At 42.1% G+C, this 19,350-nt stretch carries 15 protein-coding genes; 7 read left to right on the forward strand and 8 right to left on the reverse strand.

Annotation, left to right across the window (positions count from 1 at the left end):
- Positions 1-57: 57 nt before the first annotated feature.
- Both V7K48_RS29140 and V7K48_RS29145 read right to left on the reverse strand, forming a co-directional pair.
- Complete coding sequence (locus V7K48_RS29140; protein WP_335077867.1) at positions 58-1,026, reverse strand: helix-turn-helix transcriptional regulator; 969 nt, start codon at positions 1,024-1,026, stop codon at positions 58-60.
- Positions 1,027-1,274: 248 nt separating this feature from the next.
- Positions 1,275-1,430: a hypothetical protein gene (locus V7K48_RS29145; RefSeq protein ID WP_335077869.1), complete on the reverse strand. Its 156-nt coding sequence runs from the start codon at positions 1,428-1,430 to the stop codon at positions 1,275-1,277.
- A gap of 248 nt (positions 1,431-1,678) precedes the next feature.
- On the opposite strand from V7K48_RS29145, the gene V7K48_RS29150 reads away from it, so the two are divergent.
- Complete coding sequence (locus V7K48_RS29150; RefSeq protein WP_335077871.1) at positions 1,679-1,843, forward strand: hypothetical protein; 165 nt, start codon at positions 1,679-1,681, stop codon at positions 1,841-1,843.
- A gap of 134 nt (positions 1,844-1,977) precedes the next feature.
- Positions 1,978-2,508: a phytanoyl-CoA dioxygenase family protein gene (locus V7K48_RS29155; protein WP_335078068.1), complete on the forward strand. Its 531-nt coding sequence runs from the start codon at positions 1,978-1,980 to the stop codon at positions 2,506-2,508.
- A gap of 45 nt (positions 2,509-2,553) precedes the next feature.
- Here the strand turns inward: V7K48_RS29155 and V7K48_RS29160 are convergent, their stop codons facing one another.
- On the reverse strand, positions 2,554-3,594 hold the full coding sequence (locus V7K48_RS29160; protein WP_335077873.1) for a FecCD family ABC transporter permease: 1,041 nt from the start codon (positions 3,592-3,594) through the stop codon (positions 2,554-2,556).
- Entirely contained in the window at positions 3,591-4,610 is a 1,020-nt protein-coding gene (locus V7K48_RS29165; RefSeq protein ID WP_335077875.1) for a FecCD family ABC transporter permease, read from the reverse strand. Before V7K48_RS29165 ends, V7K48_RS29160 begins: the two co-directional genes overlap by 4 nt.
- A gap of 500 nt (positions 4,611-5,110) precedes the next feature.
- Here V7K48_RS29165 and V7K48_RS29170 point away from each other — a divergent pair, with 500 nt between their 5' ends.
- Both V7K48_RS29170 and V7K48_RS29175 read left to right on the forward strand, forming a co-directional pair.
- A complete protein-coding gene (locus V7K48_RS29170) occupies positions 5,111-5,251 on the forward strand; it encodes a hypothetical protein (RefSeq protein ID WP_335077877.1) in 141 nt (46 codons plus the stop codon).
- Positions 5,220-5,483: a hypothetical protein gene (locus tag V7K48_RS29175; protein ID WP_335077879.1), complete on the forward strand. Its 264-nt coding sequence runs from the start codon at positions 5,220-5,222 to the stop codon at positions 5,481-5,483. Before V7K48_RS29170 ends, V7K48_RS29175 begins: the two co-directional genes overlap by 32 nt.
- A gap of 254 nt (positions 5,484-5,737) precedes the next feature.
- Here the strand turns inward: V7K48_RS29175 and V7K48_RS29180 are convergent, their stop codons facing one another.
- Positions 5,738-5,962: a hypothetical protein gene (locus tag V7K48_RS29180; RefSeq protein ID WP_335077881.1), complete on the reverse strand. Its 225-nt coding sequence runs from the start codon at positions 5,960-5,962 to the stop codon at positions 5,738-5,740.
- Positions 5,963-6,492: 530 nt separating this feature from the next.
- Here V7K48_RS29180 and V7K48_RS29185 point away from each other — a divergent pair.
- Entirely contained in the window at positions 6,493-7,830 is a 1,338-nt protein-coding gene (locus V7K48_RS29185; RefSeq protein WP_335077883.1) for a hemolysin family protein, read from the forward strand.
- A gap of 358 nt (positions 7,831-8,188) precedes the next feature.
- Positions 8,189-9,322 carry a heavy metal-binding domain-containing protein gene (locus V7K48_RS29190; protein WP_335077885.1) on the forward strand — a complete coding sequence of 378 codons (1,134 nt, stop codon included), beginning with the start codon at positions 8,189-8,191 and terminating at the stop codon, positions 9,320-9,322.
- A gap of 417 nt (positions 9,323-9,739) precedes the next feature.
- On the opposite strand, the gene V7K48_RS29195 is transcribed toward V7K48_RS29190, so the two are convergent.
- The 3 genes from V7K48_RS29195 to V7K48_RS29205 form a co-directional block, all read right to left on the reverse strand.
- Positions 9,740-13,717: a DUF2157 domain-containing protein gene (locus tag V7K48_RS29195; protein ID WP_335077887.1), complete on the reverse strand. Its 3,978-nt coding sequence runs from the start codon at positions 13,715-13,717 to the stop codon at positions 9,740-9,742.
- Between the two features lie 189 nt (positions 13,718-13,906).
- Positions 13,907-15,490 (reverse strand): glycosyltransferase family 39 protein, encoded by a 1,584-nt coding sequence (locus tag V7K48_RS29200; protein WP_335077890.1) that lies wholly within the window; start codon positions 15,488-15,490, stop codon positions 13,907-13,909.
- Between the two features lie 1,254 nt (positions 15,491-16,744).
- Positions 16,745-16,945, reverse strand: coding sequence for a hypothetical protein (locus tag V7K48_RS29205; RefSeq protein ID WP_335077892.1), 201 nt, complete (start codon positions 16,943-16,945; stop codon positions 16,745-16,747).
- Positions 16,946-17,230: 285 nt separating this feature from the next.
- Here V7K48_RS29205 and argZ point away from each other — a divergent pair, with 285 nt between their 5' ends.
- Positions 17,231-19,342: a bifunctional arginine dihydrolase/ornithine cyclodeaminase gene (gene argZ / locus V7K48_RS29210; RefSeq protein ID WP_335077894.1), complete on the forward strand. Its 2,112-nt coding sequence runs from the start codon at positions 17,231-17,233 to the stop codon at positions 19,340-19,342.
- The last annotated feature ends 8 nt before the right edge of the window (positions 19,343-19,350 follow it).

A 19,350-nucleotide genomic window follows, 5' to 3' on the forward strand; every position in this document is an offset into this window, starting at 1 on the left:
ACTTTTCAATATTTGCGTCTTATTCGAGCCGGAATTTTTTTATTCCATCCGGAATTTTTATTTCTGGCAAGACTTAGGAGTTACCCCAAACTTCTTACGAAAAGCATTACTAAATGAAGGCAGGCTAGCATAGCCTACTGTCTGTGCAACTTCTGTGACTTTCATATTTCCTTCAATAAGCAGCTTATAGGCTAGTTCCATCCGGCGGTGGTGCAGATAACCAAATACCGTAGTTCCAAAAATCTGCTTAAAGCCTTGCTTCATTGTGCAATCATTTAAACCAACTTGTCGTGCTAGCTGGATAAGAGAGGGGGGGTTGTCTAAATGTTTCAACAAAATTTCCTTAACATCATAGATGCAGTCAATATCTGATGGTTTAAGTCGATTAATCTGGAAGCAACCTTGCTTGATTTGTACTTCTTGATCAACTACCATTGCAACTAGCTCCCAAATCTTACCTTCAAGATAAATTTGTTTAGTAAAGCCTTGGTAGGGACATTGAAGAATTTGTTGTACTGCTATTTGTATTGCAGAAGTTTGAGTCCCATAGCGTTCATAAGTCGGTTGATCCCAACGTCTAATAAGATGTTCTAATTCTCTTGGAAGTTTACCAGATGTATTTTCTGTAAAGTAGCGAAATGCATTTGGATGTATGTGAACAGCTACTTCTACTATTCGCTGTGATTTAGCCTCGAATACATCACACTCAGATGCCATCCCACTACCACTCAAAAAGTATTCTCCAGTCTTGAACTCAAGGTCTTTAAATTCGCTCTCTAGCAAAACCAAGAATCGAAATTCTAATGGATGCTTTCGCTCATGACATTTTAAAATTAATGATTTGGGCTGCTGATAATCGGAGATGTCTAAGGATATGCCATCTCGTAGCTGAATATGTCGCCAATACCCTTCTCCAAATTGATACTTTCTGGTAATATCAAAACTATCTGAAATATCATTATTATGAATTATGTCTGCTTGGTACAGTAGTTTTGAATAATCTGCTTGTGAAAGAATGAGTGTCATTATAATAGGTAATTTAGTAGATTTCAAGGACGCTTTATAATTGAGAGTAAATACTTAAAAAGGTCATTTTGGGCGCGATCGCAAAAACAATCAGCCTTTATCTTTGATCAACATGAATGCTAAGATAATACCAACCATTGGTTATTATTACCAATATATTTGGTAATAGAATGGTGACAAATTAGAACTGCTAGCAAAGAAATTCTCCAAAATCATCTCAAAGAATTTGATTGCCAATGAGTAACCAATCAAAACAGTTGATCGTTAGGTACGTGTGGTGCAACGGGAATACCGATATACCAGGAATTTTGAGAAAATGCGATCGCTACTGATGTAATATTAAGATTTTTACCAATATAGTTGGTAAAAATTCTGGAAGTGGTATTATATTCTACGATTTTCATTCAAGCTGAGGTAATAAATTTAACTAGCTGTCAATCTCAATCAAACTTTTAAACTAATCTTTACTAAATGTATGATCATGAACAGTGAGGAAGCGAATAGCTACTAGATCGACCACTACCGTAAGCACGGTTACGTCGTACTCGAAAAGATTCTGCCTTTAGAATTAATTGATGCTCATGTAGCAGCTTGTGAGGAAATTCAACGCCGACATGGCATTTATCAAAAATTTCCTTGGAGAAAAGACCCATTGGAAAACGAAAAAGCCTTTGGGGAGGAATCACTTGCCCTAGATGATAACCATGAACCCACAAAGAGTCTTAGAAATGATCCCACACTTCGTCAGTATTTAAATGCCCTTTTCCAAGAAGAGGCGGTACTCAAATACGGCTCTACATCCTTAGAGGATGTCTGAGAAGTATCAAATATTTGTTGATCCCCCCTAACCCCCCTTAAAAAAGGGGGAATAAGAGTCTCAAAGTCCCCCTTTTTAAGGGGGATTTAGGGGGATCTCCAAGGGTTAGGTGTATACAAAAAAACTTTTCAGACATCCTCTTATGGGAGAGAGGCCGTGAGCCGCACTCAGACACAGTGATGTTGTTCCGCGATCCACCTGATCAGGTCTGTCGTACATGGTGTGCGCTCGAAGACATCGATCCGGACTGCGGAATGTTTTATGTCATACCTGGAACGCACAACAATGAGCGTCTTCGTATTTATGACGAGGTTCTGGGCAGCAATCCTGAGATTTTTGATCTGCTTCGCTCACCGTCGCTGAATGATTCAGAGAGTGCATTTCTAGAAAACCGAGCTATTTGGAAAGTGGTTTGTCAGAAGACGATTTCCTTAACACAAGGACTACCAAGAGTTCCGTTCTCGATTAATAAGGGCGACGTGGTGCTGTTTGATCCAAACGTAATTCATGGGACTATGCCTGCACCCAATCCATCACTCACCCGTAAGGCTATTGTTACTGAATGGCATACCCGCTCGGTTCGCAACTACTCCTACTCTGAGTATTTTGGTTCACAGCATGACAAAAGACAGTTGTCAGCAGCTAACCAGCTGACAAAAGAGTGATTTAACTGCATCTAAGGGGACTTACCGAGCTAGCTATTTGACTTTTTATAACCGCCGTCTTTGATACATTAAATAGATAAAATAAGGCGCTCCCAAAGCAGCAGTCAGCAAACCACAGGGTAATTCTGTCGGAGAAAATAAAGTCCTACCTAAAAAATCTGCTGCTGCTACCAATAATCCCCCGATTAAAGCGGCAACTGGCAGTAAATTTTGATGTATTGACCCAACAAGTCTACGTGCCAAATGAGCAGCCATTAATCCAACAAAGCCAATTGTCCCGGCGATCGCCACACTTGATCCAGCTAGCGCCACACTCACTAACAATAATTTGCTCCTCTGCCATGTGACTCGGCTACCGAGTCCTTTAGCTACTGCATCACCCAGTTGCAGAGTATCAAGTTCCCGCGCCAGCAGTAAAGCTAAGGGAACGAAGATGACTATCCAAGGTAGCAGTTGCCAGACTTGCTCCCAACTTTTACCAGCAACACTACCCGCCAGCCATACCAGCGCTCTAGTAACATCGTTGATTTGACCAAAAGTTAGCATCAAAGTCGTAAAAGCTCCCATAATTGCTCCTAATGCTACTCCCACTAAAACCAATCGCAGAGGTGATTTTTCTCCTGTCCCAGCTAGCAAGTAGATCAAACACGCCACAACAAAAGCACCACCAAAGGCAGCAAAGGGTAAATACATAGTCGGTACAGCCGGAAATAATACAATTAAGGTAACAGCTGCTAAGGCTGCACCTGCATTGACTCCAACAATGCCAGGGTCAGCTAAAGGATTACGTGTCAATCCTTGTAAAATTGCACCAGCAACTGCCAAGCCAACTCCTACCAACCAGGAGATTAACACTCTTGGTAAACGTAAGGTAACAACAACAAAAGGAGATTCTGGATCTATTGTTGGTAAACCAAGAACAGCTTTAACTATATCTGCTGGTGGGACAGGATAATCTCCCAAACTGAGACTGATCCCCAAGACAGCGAGGGTGAGTAATAGGAGCAACAATAATACTCTAGTTACAGGCTGGTTACCGAGTATTGAATTTAGAATTTTAAATTTGGAATTTTGAATTGTTGTCATCCTCTCTTCACCCGCCAACGCACTAGATACAACAAAAAGGGCGCTCCTAACATTGCTGTCATCACACCAACAGGCAATTCTTGGGGTCTAATTAACCAACGGGCTGCTAAATCTGCCCATACGACTAAATCTGCACCAAACACAGCTGCACAAGGCAATACCCAACGATAATCAACACCGATCACTCCCCGTACCAGATGAGGAACTACCAGACCAACAAAGCCTATAGGCCCTGCTAATGCTACAGCACTCCCGGCTAATATGACAACGCTCGATGCTGTTGCCAACTTGATCCAACCTGTTTGCTGACCTAAGCCTGTGGCTACCGATTCTCCTAAGCTGAGGACATTGATCTGTCTACTCAAGGCAAAAGCTGTTAATAACCCTACTATCATCCAGGGCAGGACAGTCAGAAATAAATTGAAATCTCGTCCGGCTAAAGAACCTGCTAGCCAGAAGCGTACTTCTTCAAGAGTGCGTGAGCTCAAAATCAGTACGCCTGCGGTAATTGAAGATAGCAAGGCAGTTAGAACTGCACCAGCAATAGTCAAGTTCAGTGGTGTTGCACCCCCTTGTCCCAAGGAACCGACAGAATAAACTGCGATCGCTGCTAACAATGCTCCTAAAAATGCTACAAGAGTAATCAAGGCTGGTGAAGATGTACCCAAGCCAAAGACCGTTACTACCACTGCTAAGGCTGCACCTGCGTTGATCCCCAAGATCCCAGGCGCAGCTAAGGGATTTTGAGTCAGTCCTTGCATTAACGCCCCGGCTACAGCCAAACTAGCACCGACCATACTTGCAATCAGTGTACGCGGTAGGCGCATCGAGCGGATAATTATGTGTTCGGTGGAGTCATCAAAGTTGGTAAAGGCGGTAAGTATTTTGGCAATGGCAATGTCAGCAGCACCGTAGGCAATACTGGCAAATATGCCCAGTAACAGTAATAAAACTGCTATAGCTACGCTCAAGATACGAGTATAGTATTTTTGTGGATTGGCAATGGTTGCGTTCATGAATAATGAGGAATTGGCAAAGTCCGACTTTTCCAGTTTTTCTACAATATTAAAAGACTAAAAAAAATAAAAGGCTGCTACAGCATGGCACTCAACACATAGCAAGAATATCATACGTATTGCAAATTTACTGGCAAAAAGGAAACATTTTTTGATATAGTGCCCGCTAGGCAGCTAGTTCACGACTAGTCACCTGTAAGACTGAGTCTATGCATTAATTGACTTGCCCACTTCGGCTAGCGAGCGTGCATCGCCTGACTTGATTGCTCTTTTCAATTTAAAATCTAAAATCGTTCGACTGAGCGTAGCCGTACTCCTTCTCTACGTTCGCGCAGCGTGTCGCAGACAGACGCTCCGCGAACGGAGAAGCAAGCTACGCGTAACGTTCCGCAGGAAAGTCCAAAATCCAAAATTGCTTGACCATCAAGCCCAAACTAGTACTAAGACAACTAGCAAAAAAGTGACCAATAATTCAGATTTCCATTGACCACGAACACAAAATGATTAGTGGGGGTTGCTACTGCATTCCCTGTGATTCCAGCAAAGACTTGCAAGAATTGGCTGGTATCAGCTTTGTTGTGCCCTTCGTTGAAAGTTTGATGGTTGTAGATGAATATAGGAATAATCGAGCCTTACAGTAACGGGTTTTTAGAAGTTGTACCAGAGAGCGATTATTGGCAGATTGCAGCTATACATATCAATGGTCAAGCTTACTGCCCCACCCCTCGGCTTTATCGTTCAGAACAAGTGGCATTAGCAAAAGCCGTACAAATTTATGATTGGATAGCTGAACACGAAGACCAAATCATTAATAGGGCTTACTACTGTTCTCAATTGAAACTCATTATATGGCAGCAACCGAAAATTTCTTAGTGTACATTTGTTGATGACAGTAGTTACAAAACGCTCACTTCAGCCTACGCAGCAGTTTTGTAGTGGATTGAAGCCAACAGCTATCAGATTGTCGATTCAAACCGAGAGTTCTACATCAAGTCTGGGCAGGAGCAAGATAATGAATCATAACAGATTATTCTCTAACTGGATTTAGTTGGGTTCCGTTATAAAATCATAAAAAAGCCGTCCCTTTGTGTGGTGGGAAGGCATGGCTAGAAATGGGGAAAATTTGGCTATTGTAAGTTCTCTTGATTCAGAGTTGATACAATCTCACTTATTAATCCATTTGTGATTACAGCATAGACTGTAGGGTTTTCCAGATTTGTTTTTGGTGCTAGATACTTGGTCTTTTGTGTGACTAATCCTAAGAAACAGTACTTTGTTCCTTCTAATAAACTCAGAGCGTGTTCAGGTGTTTTCCCTATTAGGTTATTTTTGTTGAAGCATTCTTGACTCATATGATTTTCTCCTCAAGGATATAACCTAGTACTAGCCCTTTCAAGGTTGGTGGAAATCTTAGTCCATAAATTCTTCTTTAACCTCTTATCTCTGTGTTTTCTATATATCTGCGGTAAAATAAACTATTTTTGAACCACAGAGGCACAGAGAGCGCTGAGAAAACAAGAGATTTTATGAGTCACCTTGAAAAAGCTAGTCCTATAACCTTAGTTTTCCCTTTACAAGTTAGAAAACTTCCATGAGTCTCAAAATTGGGATTGATAGGTTATAAAAACTTCGATTTTCAGATGCTTGGCAGAAGAAACAGTCTAAGTTGGCCCAGGACGGCTTGCTTAAGCGATGAGTGCAATTTTCGCCACAATTGGTATACCTACCCAAAACCCGTGGAAAGTCTCCTGGCTAGCCTACTGGAGAACTACGTGCGCATAAAATTCGTTATCAAACAGTTAAAAAAAGTACTCTTAAACATAAAAAAGAACTGTTTTAACACAGCTGGTAAAATCAAAGGCTACAGCTACAATAGATAGTCATGAACAATCCATTGAGTTGGCTTACTGCGGGCAAATTGCTATCCGTGCTTTTCTTGGTGATAGCCAACGGATTCTTTGTGGCAGCTGAATTTGCCTTAGTTGCACTCCGCCGTAGTCGTGTCGAGCAGCTGGTTGCAGAAGCCCATCCCCGTGCAAAAGCTTTACAACGGGCAGTGAACAACTTGGACGCTTATCTAGCAGCTACCCAACTTGGCGTTACCATATCCTCCTTGGGCTTGGGTTGGCTTGGAGAACCAGCAATTGCTGTACTCGTCGAACCCGCTTTCCACTGGCTGCCAAAATCTTTATCGCAAACTAGCGCCCATACCTTATCAGCACTGATTGCCTTCACAATCATCACGTCTCTCCACATCGTCTTGGGAGAATTGGCTCCGAAGAGTTTAGCACTCCAACGCACGGAAAGAACTGCCTTCGCGGTTATCAATCTCTTAGAACTATACTTAGCGATATTTCGCCCCGCTGTCCAAGCTTTGAATAGTTTAGGAAATTTTGTTCTTAAGCTTGTAGGCTTGGAACCAGGAAGTAGCGAAGAATTGCTTCATTCCACTGAAGAGTTGAAACTTTTAGTGGCGGCTAGTCATGAAGGGGGTCTATTGGGAGAAGCAGAACAAGACGTAGTAGAGCGAGTGTTTAGCATTGGTAACAGACAAGTCAGTGCATTTATGACACCACGTACAGAGATGGTTTGGCTTGACATTGATCACCCGTTGTCAAAAATCCGCAGCCAAGTCATCGAAAGTATTCATTCTTTCTTCCCAGTCGGTCAACAGAGCCTTGATAACTTGCTAGGTATCGTGCAAACCAAAGAATTTTTAGCCCAAAATCCAACTCAACCCATTGAACTGCAAGTCTTATTAAAACCACTTTTATATGTGCCGGAAAGCATGAAGGCTTTGAAACTTTTGGAGTTATTTAAGAAATCTGCTACTCACCTTGCTTTAATCGTAGATGAATATGGCGTGACACAGGGTCTGGTTACAATCACTGATATTGTAGAAGCGATAGTAGGTGATATCCCAACTAGTGAAGAGCTAGCTGACCCCGATGTGGTGCAGCGTGAAGATGGGTCTTGGTTATTAGATGGACTGTTACCGATTGACGAGTTCAAAGAAATTTTAGACGTTAGAAAGTTGTTACCAGGCGCAGGGGTCAACTATCAAACTTTAGGGGGATTTGTCGTTAACCAGCTTGGACATATTCCCTTGGTTGCTGAACGTTTTGAGTGGGCGGGATTATGCTTTGAAGTAGTTAGTATGGATGGAAACCGAGTAGATAAAGTGTTGGTTGTGCCAATGCACACTGAAAAAGACCATTGAAGCATAATAAATAGGCGAGCGCAGCCAACACCGCGAAATTATCAGGTGCTGAACTCGAAATTATTATGCTTTATTTCTACTATTATCTTCTTTAGGGCGCGATCGCACTTTTATTTATTCTTTCAGAAATATTTCACAACACTGGAGATGTTTAATGGCTACAGATTTGGTTACTGACTATGGCCGAGGAGTTTGACTGAAAACGCCTCTTTCCCTTTAACTGGATTTCTGGGTGCGTTAGAGTCAGCAGCACTCTCTAGTTATGAGCGCGAATATGAGTAATAATTTATAACTAATGATTAACCCCCTTTTTCAACGGTATTATCATAGACTCATCTAAATTACTGGAGTCAAAGGCATGGTTGCAATCAGCGGACTGTCTGGCAATGAAATCTTCTGTCTTCGACAACAGGGTATGTATCCGGGAGATTTAGTCATTGGGAACAGTGTCTTTTCACTGGGGGTAATTGGGGGAATTGCATCAGGACTGAAAACGATTGTCGGTGGAGAAGTCAGCGAAGTCACCAGCATAATTCATGAAGGAAGGCAAAAAGCTTATGCCCGGATGTTGGCTGAAGCCCAAAGGCATGGCGGAATTGGCATCACAGGTGTTAATAATGAGTTAATCCAACAAGTCGGCAATGTAGAATTCCTCTCGATTGGCTCCTGTGTTCACCAAGGTGAGGAAAAAGCTGAAAAATTGGAATTTTCTACCTCAGCTGACGGACAGGAACTCTACTGCCAAATAGATGCAGGATTTACACCGAAAAAGTTTGTCTTTGGCAATGTTGCCTACTCCATTGGATTAGGTGGTGGAATACTTGGCTCTCTCAAAAGTTTAAAACGGGGAGAAATTAAAGAATTCTCTGAAATATTCAACCAAACCCGTCACTTAGCCTTAAAGCGAATTCAGTCTGAAGCCCAGAATGCAGGTGCTAATGCTGTGGTAGGAATTCAGACATCAATTATTCCCTTTGCCGGGATGCAAGAGATGGTGATGATTGGTACTGCTTCCTACCATCCCATCCTTACCTCTGGTTTTAGTCATAGTCTCATTACCAGCGATTTAACTAATCAGGAAATGTGGAACCTGATTAACCTGGGTTATATGCCCCTAAAGTTGGTTTTGGGTGTTTCCGTATATTCTCTTGGTTTTGTTGGGGGAATCACATCAGCCTTCAAGTCCTTTGTCCGTGGTGAAATTAATGAATTGACTACATTAATTTACGAAGCACGCGAACAAGCTATCGCCCACATCGCCACAGATGCTCGTAATAGTGGCGCTGATCAAGTAATTGGTATTAAAACTTATGTTTATCAGTTAGGTAGTGGGATTATCGAGTTTATGGCGATTGGTACTGCTATCAAAAAGCTGCCAGGAATTAGCACCCACTCCGCTACTTTAATACCCCAAGCAATTATTCAAGATAGAGACACATTTGTAAACACCGCTGAAGGTACTCTGGCGACAAAATTAAATCAAGCCTCATAAACATGACTTATGGCATTCGTGAATCATTTCAAATCCAAGCATACTACAAATCAACCTGAAGTTGAGCATTTCAGCCGATGGCACTAGCGACTTTAAAGCGACGCCGAATAGCCCGTCGTAGACATCGCTCTTAAACCAATGATGAATACTCCTGGTTCATGAGGGCTGAAACCCTTATTTTAAGATTCATTCCCAAAAGTTTGTGGTTTACTGATATACCTCCCTTTTTTCTGTCGTCTTCACTGATTGGCTATCAATGATGGCAGCAGTTGGCTCTTATTTTTTATTTATACTTTCACGAACTTGGCGTTGCAATTGTGTGTGAATTTTTTGCCCTACTCCTAAACGTTGCCAATGACGAAAATAGTTATACTCGTAAAGAGCGTCATTACGAATTACGAATTAATCTAACTACCGCTATTCCCATGATTGAAATTCATCAATGGCGCTACGAATTAAGGAAGTTATTTGAGCGCGACGAGTTTCAAAATTGGCGGCGATGTAAATCAGTAAGATACCAACAAGCAAGCCAACAATCCATTTTAAAAAAGAGTACTGCAAACTGAAAATTACCGATTGATAGATTGTAGTGATTAAAAAAGTGGCTGTACCAATGTAGAGAAAAGCCCGGACTCGCAAAGCTAATCCGGCAAAAATGGCGATGAGGCTAAAAATTCCCGGTATCCAGGCTGTATCTTGATCAAAGAAAATTGCCCACCCACAAATTAAACCACTACCTAGCACTCTCAGAATATGACGAGATACTTTATAGTCTGGTAGTTTTAGTTGGGAATCGACTTGAGCAATGTAAAGCAGTGATAATCCAATGGGTGTTACATACCATAAAGCATCAGTTAGATGTAAGGAATTAAACCAACGGTAAAGCGCCCAATTAATCAACGCCACACTAATATAGGTAAAACGGATGTTTTCACCCACTTTTGCGAGGAAGATGTAGAATCCAGCTGCGAGTAGCAAGGTAATGGGGTAAACTCGCACTCTGGTTTCCCATAAAATGATCAGTGGTACGATGTAGGCAGCTTGTTGCCAAGGTCTTTTAGACCAACCCCAACTTTCCCAAGGTAGGATGTACAGAAAATAGGCTACCACACAGGCGATCGCACCGTTCCAAGGAACTAACGGCCCAGCCCAAAATTTTCCTACTGCTGTCTCGCGCCAATAAATTCTCATGCCGGCTACCTCTAATAAGCCAAGGTAAACCCACATCTCGGCTATTGTAATTCCTGCCAAAATACTGGGGGAAGTGCGCGAATTTCGTCCCTGAAAGATGGCATAGCGAATCAAAAATACCCCAGTTGCCAATCCCACCAAACGGTTAACTCCGATGGGAAGAGGAATGGCAGCCATTAATAAGCAACTACTCCAAGCCCAGTGAATATGAGCAATTCCTTTCAGTTCTTGGGAAGTTAGGCGTAAGTAGCTGACAAGCCAAGGCGACAGAATGCGGTAAGCATACATGATACTAGTACCAAGTGCAGACATGGCTATCAATCCATCACCTAATGCTCCTCCTGAAGCTTGTAACATTTGATAGAACAAAAGTTCATAGGCAGAAATTGATACACCAATGATTCCTAAATACAGCAGGGGTTTAAAGTTCTCGTGCCGTCGCCCCACGCCAATGATAATTAAAGCTACACCCAAAGAACACAAACCAGTCCACTCGGTGAAGGTGTCCAAACGCAGTAATACACCGAATGCACCATAAATTAATGGCAAAATGTGAAAACTGCTGGGAAGCCTTTCTAATTGATGTCGTCGTTGCCACCACTCTCCGACAAGTTGAGCAATTAAACCTAAGGCGATATTTGCAATCGCTATTTTAATAATTGAGCGTTCCCCAAACCCTAGCACCTGGGCAATCAACAATTCCAAACACCAACCAATGCCATAAAATGCCCAATTTGTCGGTTCACGCCAACTGCGATAAACAATGGCTGCCAAGGTAATAGCAGTGGCAATTAAGTACAAAAAACCGGAAGTAGTAAACCCTCGGTAAATCAGCACTGAGTGCAGCGTCAAACTCAACAACTCAAAACCACACAATGCGATCGCCCATTTATCACTAGCGGCTGCATATATAAGTGCTAATTCGCTACCCCGTCGGCTCAAAACTGTCTGTGCTAACCATAGAGTTAGGGTTGCGATCGCTCCGGCGACAAACCAACCTGCTAGCGCCAGGCGAGGTAAACCAGGCACACCTGTCCATAGCAGCGCCCCAATAAAACTCAGAACAAATCCTTCTGTAATTACCGCAGATGTTTGGTTTCGCAAATAGCGCGTATTTGCGAACATCAATCCGGCAGCCACAGCCAAACCGATTAATCTGGTTCCTGGTAGCTGTAAAGTAAGTAATTGGGCAACTCCTACAGTCAAGACACTCAAGTAACGGCTAGTAGTCCGACGCTCTATAATTGTGGCATTGGCAACACCCGTAAGAGCTATAGGCGTAACTAGCCAGATGAGTCCCCAATCAGCTCGGCTATCAGCTATACCATACCAAGATGATTCTGCATTGATCCACAATAGGAAAAAACTAGCGGCGGCTAGTCCTAAACCAATGTCCCATGCACTATGTTCCCATAAACCTTCGCTCAGGCTAAATCGCCATTCTGCAACCATCAGAGCTAATAAAATACTTGCCCAGGCTTGTTGAGTTAGGGTTGGTAATAACCAATTAATCGTCGAGCAAAATGTCAGCACCCCGATGATGTGAGTTAGATATATTAGAGGAAGGGATGAGGGGGAGCGGCGTTGAGTGACGAATGCCAGAGTGATTGTGGAAAATAGCAGATTTAGGGCTCGCAATGGGGGATTTACTATAGCGATCGTTGTTAAAAAAGTTCCAAGTAAGAGGGTGAGCAGTTCGCCAAACTTAGCCAATTCTCGCTTTTGGCTGCGATATAGGCTATCTGTAAGCGCCACCATCAAAATTACGTAGGGAAATAAAGCTACCCCCAGTAACGCCCAAGGTTCATTTTGAGAATTGGTGAGTTGAGTGCCAGTTGCGATCGCCCATTTCTGTAAGTTATCAGGTATTAACCGCCAAAAGAGCCAAATTGTCTGTAAGCCGATCACAAAAACTGCTGCTAAGTCAGCCTTTAAACTGTACCGCTGCAAGCAACTTCCCACAAACCACAAACCCAAGCCACTCACAGCTATTGCTTGCCAGGGATAATTTACTACCGAAACCAGCCAACCCAGGAAGATTAAAATGCCACCGAGTTTTTCCCAGAGTAAGAGGGATGAGGGAAATGGGGAGAATATTACTGTTACTTCCTCTGCTCCCCCTGCTCCCCCTGCTCCCCTGCTCCCCTGCTCCCCTGCTTCCCCAACTCGCTCTGCTAACCAAGTCACCAACCAGCCGCAAATGCCAATAGCTAACCCCAACTGCGTAACATCTACCCCAGCAACAAAAATTGCCCGCACTAGCAGGATTATTAAAGCATAAATAATTACAGCCGCAGGTAAACTAATACTTAACCTGCGGCGTAGGCGTAGCCCGTCGTAGACATCGCGCTGATCTTCCTCGCTGATCGGATTAGGCTGTTGGTAAAGATTGTGATAGAGGGTAATAATAGTTGTGCCGATCATTGCCACATAAACAGCAATTAAGGGAAATCCTTTTAATTGCCAACCCCAATGCAGATAACTCAGCCCCAAAATATTTGCTAGAGGTAATTTGCGGGTATGTAAATTGGCAAAAATAGTCCGATTTTTGAAGAGTAAAAAAGTTATAGCAGTAAGAGCAGGACAGGCGATCGCAACTACAATCCAATCCAGAGGATTTTGCCACAACCGAAAGCTATCCATTGCCCAAAAGTTTACTGGGACTAACAAAAGGGTGACAATCAGCAATGTCTGAGCCGTCAATCTGAGGTTGCTTTGCCTAGTCGCCCAAAAGCTTAATCCCCAGAAACTCAAAGTATAAGCAAATAAAACTCCATACTGTCCAGAAGCAGGAAACCTCTCCCACTGACTCGCAGCCAGTACCCCAGAAGACACCACTACTAGGAATACCCCTAGAAAAAGCAGCCAACGCACACTCAGTTCTGCCCCCAAGGACAGCAACATTGTGCTGAGAAAGTTGGGTTTAGCTGGTTTTTGTTGCGGTTGTCTACGGCTACTAGATTGTAAAGCTGCTACAGGCGACTGCTGCACAGGTTCAGAAGTTACAAACGCTACCTTTGTTTCAGCTTCAGCCTGGGGTTGCAACACCACCGTACAGACGAGAAACTCTTGGCATAGCTGCCTAACTTGGGTGTCGGATATCAAACCTAAGCGCAGCCATATGTCCAGTCCTTCTAATAACTGAGGATGGGAAGATGGCAGTCTGATTTCAAATTTTAGCGGGTGGTCAAGAGGCAATGACATAAGCCGCAGCCATATGAGTATATACTTAAATCATGGGTTTAATTAAAGTATATTTTGGCTCTAATTGTGCCACTTATTAAGCTAATTGATATTAATTTTTAACCTCCGAACGATATTCAAATGCTAACTGTCTGCTTTTAGGTTCCGCATTGCAGTCTTCCAAACGCTAGATGCACCTGTATTTTGGGTTTAAGTGGATTTTATTATTTTCCAGAGTAAGTCGTTTATCTGCTGTAACTTTGAGTTATAAATTTTCTCGATTCCAGCTTTTAAGAAGTCAGAGGGTCTGAACAAGAATATGTCACTAAAGCCATTAGTAATCTCTGGTAACTTATTTGGTTTTACAATTTGCAATTGCACTTTTGGAGCAACTAAGTGACCAAGTATTTGTATTGATGGGATTATGCTATCATCAGTAATTAAAAGCGGTTTATTCCCTTGACTAATAATATTAGCAATTTTCGGATATTCTTGGTATCTTTCAGGGAGTTGGTTCCACCAAATCCGGGCTTGAGAGTGGATGATACAAGATATAACTCCGCCCATAATTACCATAACCGCTACAAATGACCAGAGCTTTTTTTGCCAAATTTTAGTATAAATAGACGTGAGCTTAGTGGTAAATAGGTAAGCAACAGCTAACTGTATACCTAAAACTGAAGGAAGTGTATATCGACTAGTTGCATATCGCTTTTGAAAGACAAAATCTACTACCAGTAGGGGAAGCCCTATAGATCCAATCAAGGTTAAGACAAATAACCAAACTTCTTTAGAGGTTCTTCGACAAAGAAAATAAATTGAGTAGCTGATAATAGCTAAAATAATTAAAATAAAAGGAATTAAAGCAATCTTAAGTTTTCCTGGATCGCTAGGGCTAATACCTAAATCAAGAAATGTCCGACTAAAGATACCAGCCCACCTTGCAACTGATGAAAATAATGGTTGTTTAATATTCGCCCAAGTTACTGCTTCTGGCTGAGGGTTAGTAATAATAATCCACAGCCAAGGGACAAAAGTTATAAACCCTGCAAACGATGATAGCAGGTAAGAAATCGATATTTTGCTGAATCGGAAGCGTTCGATTGCAACTACATAAATTCCCTGTGCAAGAGCAACAAAGGTAAAAAGGATATGACTATAAAACCCTAGTACTAATGTTGCTGTATAAATGCACCAACTAACCTTTGTTTTAAGGCGCATGGCTCGCAGCAGTGCTAGGCTCGATATTAAGATCGCTACTATCCATAAACTGTATGCTCGTGCTTCTTGTGCATACACGACATGAACAGGTGAAACAGCTACCAACCCGATCGCTATCCACCCTATTAGTGAAGACTTAAATAATTCTTGACATAGCCAATAAAGACAAGGAAAAGTGAGCAGACTAATAAATGCCGAAAAACTTCTTGTCACTGCTACAGAATTGCCAAACAACTCTACCCAAAACCGGGCCATCAAAATATATAACGGCAAAATCTGTGAGTCTTCTAAAACAACCCCTTTAATTGTATCAATTGTATCTTTTTCAGGATTGGGATACTGATATTTCTGCAAATCTTTTATGCTGATTAAACGACCATTACTTAACTGCTCAATCATTTCTGGCTGCATATAGCCAGAAATGCGTAATGATGAGAAAACTTCATCACCCCAATAAATTCTTTTGTCAATATTGACAAAGCGAAAAAATACACCTATTACTAATAAAATGATGATTAAAAAACGTAGCCAAGATTTAGAAATAATCCAGTTCTGTGACAATTGCTTTTTCATGCAGTTTTCAATCTCCTCAAAACCTTAATAAACGGTGGCAGGCAATTTATACTTACCACAAACAGTATAAATTTAGACTTTTAAGCCATCCTTTAAGACGTATTGCCAGACGCTACAACTATTTTATGCTGATCAACTGCCAGATTCAGTTTCCGGTTAACCCAGAAATTGCAAATTGTGGATATTGTCACCCACTGTAATAAGTATGAATCATTAGATGAAAATATTTGTATCCACATTTGTAAAAGGCAATTCAGACATTTTTAATAGCCAATTGGCAATAGCAAAAGTAAATTAGTATCTCGGAATATGCTAATGGACAAAAATTATGATTTATCTAATTTACAAATTTAGCACAAGGGAGTTTTGATTGATTATTACTAGCTTAATTTGTCCTAAGTTTAATTTAAATAATTACCTAAAATTTAACGCATAATATTCAGTTATAAGATTAAGACCAAAAGTTAATTTATTTTAGTCTTGCCGTTTTTCTAACTCTTTGTGTTTAGTATAATAGCAAGTCAACATCTAGATTTTATCTCACAAGTTTAATACTTAAGTACTATCAAATTGTCTAAAAATATTTGAGCTAAAAATATTCTATGTCCACAGAATGAGTTTCAATGATTTGGCAGTTTTTGGCAATAATATTCCATACTAAAAGACAATTGTTTATCTGTGATCGTATAGTATAAGTTAATCGAGATGTAAAATACTTGTGTTAAAAAATAAAAAGATTTAATAAATTTTATATAAAAAGACTATAAAGACTTCTTCGAGTTGCATTGAAACCAAAGGTAAATTAACGTTTGTTTAAACCCCAACCTTGTAACAGAGGAAGATCCTAAGTCGGGTTTATCGAGTAGACGAAGCTAGCGATCGCCTATTCATGGCTTACCTAACTCATTCTATTCTTAACTGATTATTGACTGATTTGTCGCTCTATATTTAAAAATTGTCAAAAACACCGTTTATATCTTGGGGGAAATCTTTTAGCGCTCTTTTATTCCTCTGAAAAAAGAAAAATATTCTGAGGTTGGGTTGAGGAACGAAACCCAACACCAACTTGAGGCGGCAGCCCCCCAATTAGGCATTCCCAGTCAGATATTCTTAACGAGACACACGAGACACCATCCCCATTAGACATCTTTGGAAAAGAATGTAGAGACGCGAAATTGGACTGGGCTTCCTCTTGCTGCGCTAACGCGTCTCTACAAGGGTTGTGGATAACGCATATTTAATTTCACCAGATGTCTATTGTGTTTTACCAACTAATCCAGCAACAATTGTGCTGCTAGGATCTCGCAGCCAGATAGCCAATGGCTGGTATTCGTCTTTCTCTAGTTGATGATCGTTGTTATATTCCACCAGATTGCTGATCAAGAGCCGAATTGCTTCTGGGTCAGGATTATCCTTAACTGTGATTTTTAGCTCTGCTATCCGAGTTATCAGCACTAAGTGCCGTTAGAGTAACATGAAATCGCACCGCCAGCGACACCAAGAAACGGGAGAATCTAACGTCATTCATCTGTAAGATTAGCTCTAGCCTAACGCCATTTTGCCACCTTCTGTACTTATTCTCCTCACTTTGTCTCTTCCAGTAATAGAATTAAGAACGAAGCCTTTGTAAAGACTTCAACTATCAAAAGATAGAAGCTCTCGTGGCAGATTTTACATGTAGAAAAATGAAAATCTGTATTCAAAGTAAGCTTCTAACATCTAAACGCTTGTAAGATTTTTATGACTTCCCGTATTCGCTTTTTAATGTGTCCCCCTGACCACTACGATGTGGACTATGTGATTAATCCCTGGATGGAAGGGAATATTCACAAATCATCACGCGATCGCGCCGTGGAACAGTGGCAGGGACTACACCAGATCCTTAAACAACACGCCATTGTAGACTTAGTACCACCTGAAAAAGGTTGGCCTGATTTAGTTTTTACCGCCAACGCGGGCTTAGTACTGGGGGATAACGTCGTCCTTAGTCGCTTTTTGCACAAAGAACGTCAGGGAGAGGAACCTTTCTTCAAACAATGGTTTGAGGCAAATGGTTATACAGTCAATGAACTTCCCAAAGATTTGCCCTTTGAAGGAGCAGGGGACGCACTGCTGGATCGGGAAGGCCGCTGGTTATGGGCGGGATACGGTTTCCGCTCGGAATTAGATTCTCACCCTTATCTAGCTAAATGGCTTGATATTGAGGTGCTATCCCTGCGACTCATAGACGAACGTTTCTATCACCTGGATACCTGTTTTTGTCCCCTAGCAAATGGGTATTTGCTGTACTATCCAGGCGCTTTTGATTCTTACTCCAATCGCTTAATCGAAATGCGAGTCGCAGCAGAAAAGCTGATCGCAATTGAAGAAGCTGATGCAGTCAATTTCGCTTGTAATGCAGTGAATGTGGATAGCATCGTGATCATGAATAAGGCGAGTGATGCTTTGAAAACCCGCCTTACGGATGCAGGTTTCCAAGTACTGGAAACGCAGCTTACGGAATTTCTCAAAGCTGGTGGCGCAGCTAAATGTTTAACTCTGCGGGTAACAGAACCAGTTAGAGATGAAATTCATGCCACTGTCTCGGTAGAAAGCCGCGTCATTCGCATGGAAGGACACTTGCTGGATGCAGGCTTAATTAACCGTGCTTTGGATTTGATTATAGATGCCGGCGGAAGCTTTAAAGTCCTAAATTTCAACTTGGGAGAACAGCGCCAAAGTACCTCAGCTGCCGAAGTCAGGGTATCAGCACCATCTCATGAGGTGATGGAAGAAATCATCTCGCTGTTGATTGATTTGGGTGCAGTAGATTTACCGCATGATGAGCGAGATGCGATCTTAGAGCCTGTAATCCAAGATGGCGTAGCACCTGATGATTTCTACGTCAGTACGATTTATCCCACCGAAGTCCGAATTAATAGTCAGTGGATGAAGGTGGAAAATCAGCGCATGGATGGGGCGATCGCAATTACCCAAACTGCCAATGGCTTAGTCGCTCGGTGTAAAATACTCCGCGATTTAGAAGTTGGCGAACAGGTAATTGTAGACGTGCTAGGTATCCGCACCATTCGCAAAACTGAATCGCGCGAACTACGCAGCACCCAAGAATTTAGTTTTATGTCCGCGGGCGTTTCCAGTGAACGGCGGGTGGAATTAGTCGTTGAGCAAGTGGCTTGGGAATTGCGGAAAATCCGCGATGCTGGTGGTAAGGTAGTTGTCACGGCTGGGCCTGTGGTGATTCACACTGGTGGCGGTGAACACCTAGCACAACTGATTCGTCAAGGATATGTACAAGCACTGTTGGCTGGTAATGCGATCGCAGTTCATGATATCGAGCAAAATATCATGGGCACTTCCTTGGGTGTGGACATGAAGCGGGGTGTCGCCGTGCATGGTGGACACCGCCATCACCTGAAGGTAATTAATAGTATCCGTCGTTATGGCAGCATTCCGAAAGCTGTGGAAGCGGGAGCAATTAAAAGTGGCGTCATGTATGAATGTGTCCACAATAATGTACCTTTTGTGCTTGCTGGGTCGATTCGGGATGACGGGCCTTTGCCTGATACCCAAATGGATTTGATTAAAGCCCAGGAGGCTTATGCTAAACACCTCGAAGGTACGGAGATGATTTTGATGCTGTCATCAATGCTGCACTCCATTGGCGTCGGAAATATGACTCCGGCTGGGGTGAAGATGGTGTGTGTGGATATTAATCCAGCTGTGGTGACTAAGTTAAGCGATCGCGGTTCTGTGGAATCGGTAGGTGTGGTGACAGATGTGGGATTGTTCCTTAGTTTGTTAATTCAGCAGTTGGATAAGTTGACAAGTCCCTATGTAAATAAGGTAGGTTAAGAAAGGAA

Origin of the sequence: Nostoc sp., from assembly GCF_036919615.1 — a bacterium.
Classification (GTDB): Bacteria; Cyanobacteriota; Cyanobacteriia; order Cyanobacteriales; family Nostocaceae; genus Nostoc.

Bases quoted from the DNA above. Each gene is read 5' to 3' on its own strand.
- V7K48_RS29140 (WP_335077867.1), bottom strand. From the start codon at position 1,026: ATGACACTCATTCTTTCACAAGCAGATTATTCAAAACTACTGTACCAA.
- V7K48_RS29145 (WP_335077869.1), bottom strand. From the start codon at position 1,430: ATGAAAATCGTAGAATATAATACCACTTCCAGAATTTTTACCAACTAT.
- V7K48_RS29160 (WP_335077873.1), bottom strand. From the start codon at position 3,594: ATGACAACAATTCAAAATTCCAAATTTAAAATTCTAAATTCAATACTC.
- V7K48_RS29165 (WP_335077875.1), bottom strand. From the start codon at position 4,610: ATGAACGCAACCATTGCCAATCCACAAAAATACTATACTCGTATCTTG.
- V7K48_RS29170 (WP_335077877.1), top strand. From the start codon at position 5,111: ATGATTAGTGGGGGTTGCTACTGCATTCCCTGTGATTCCAGCAAAGAC.
- V7K48_RS29175 (WP_335077879.1), top strand. From the start codon at position 5,220: ATGAATATAGGAATAATCGAGCCTTACAGTAACGGGTTTTTAGAAGTT.
- V7K48_RS29180 (WP_335077881.1), bottom strand. From the start codon at position 5,962: ATGAGTCAAGAATGCTTCAACAAAAATAACCTAATAGGGAAAACACCT.
- V7K48_RS29185 (WP_335077883.1), top strand. From the start codon at position 6,493: ATGAACAATCCATTGAGTTGGCTTACTGCGGGCAAATTGCTATCCGTG.
- V7K48_RS29190 (WP_335077885.1), top strand. From the start codon at position 8,189: ATGGTTGCAATCAGCGGACTGTCTGGCAATGAAATCTTCTGTCTTCGA.
- V7K48_RS29195 (WP_335077887.1), bottom strand. From the start codon at position 13,717: ATGTCATTGCCTCTTGACCACCCGCTAAAATTTGAAATCAGACTGCCA.
- V7K48_RS29200 (WP_335077890.1), bottom strand. From the start codon at position 15,490: ATGAAAAAGCAATTGTCACAGAACTGGATTATTTCTAAATCTTGGCTA.
- argZ (WP_335077894.1), top strand. From the start codon at position 17,231: ATGACTTCCCGTATTCGCTTTTTAATGTGTCCCCCTGACCACTACGAT.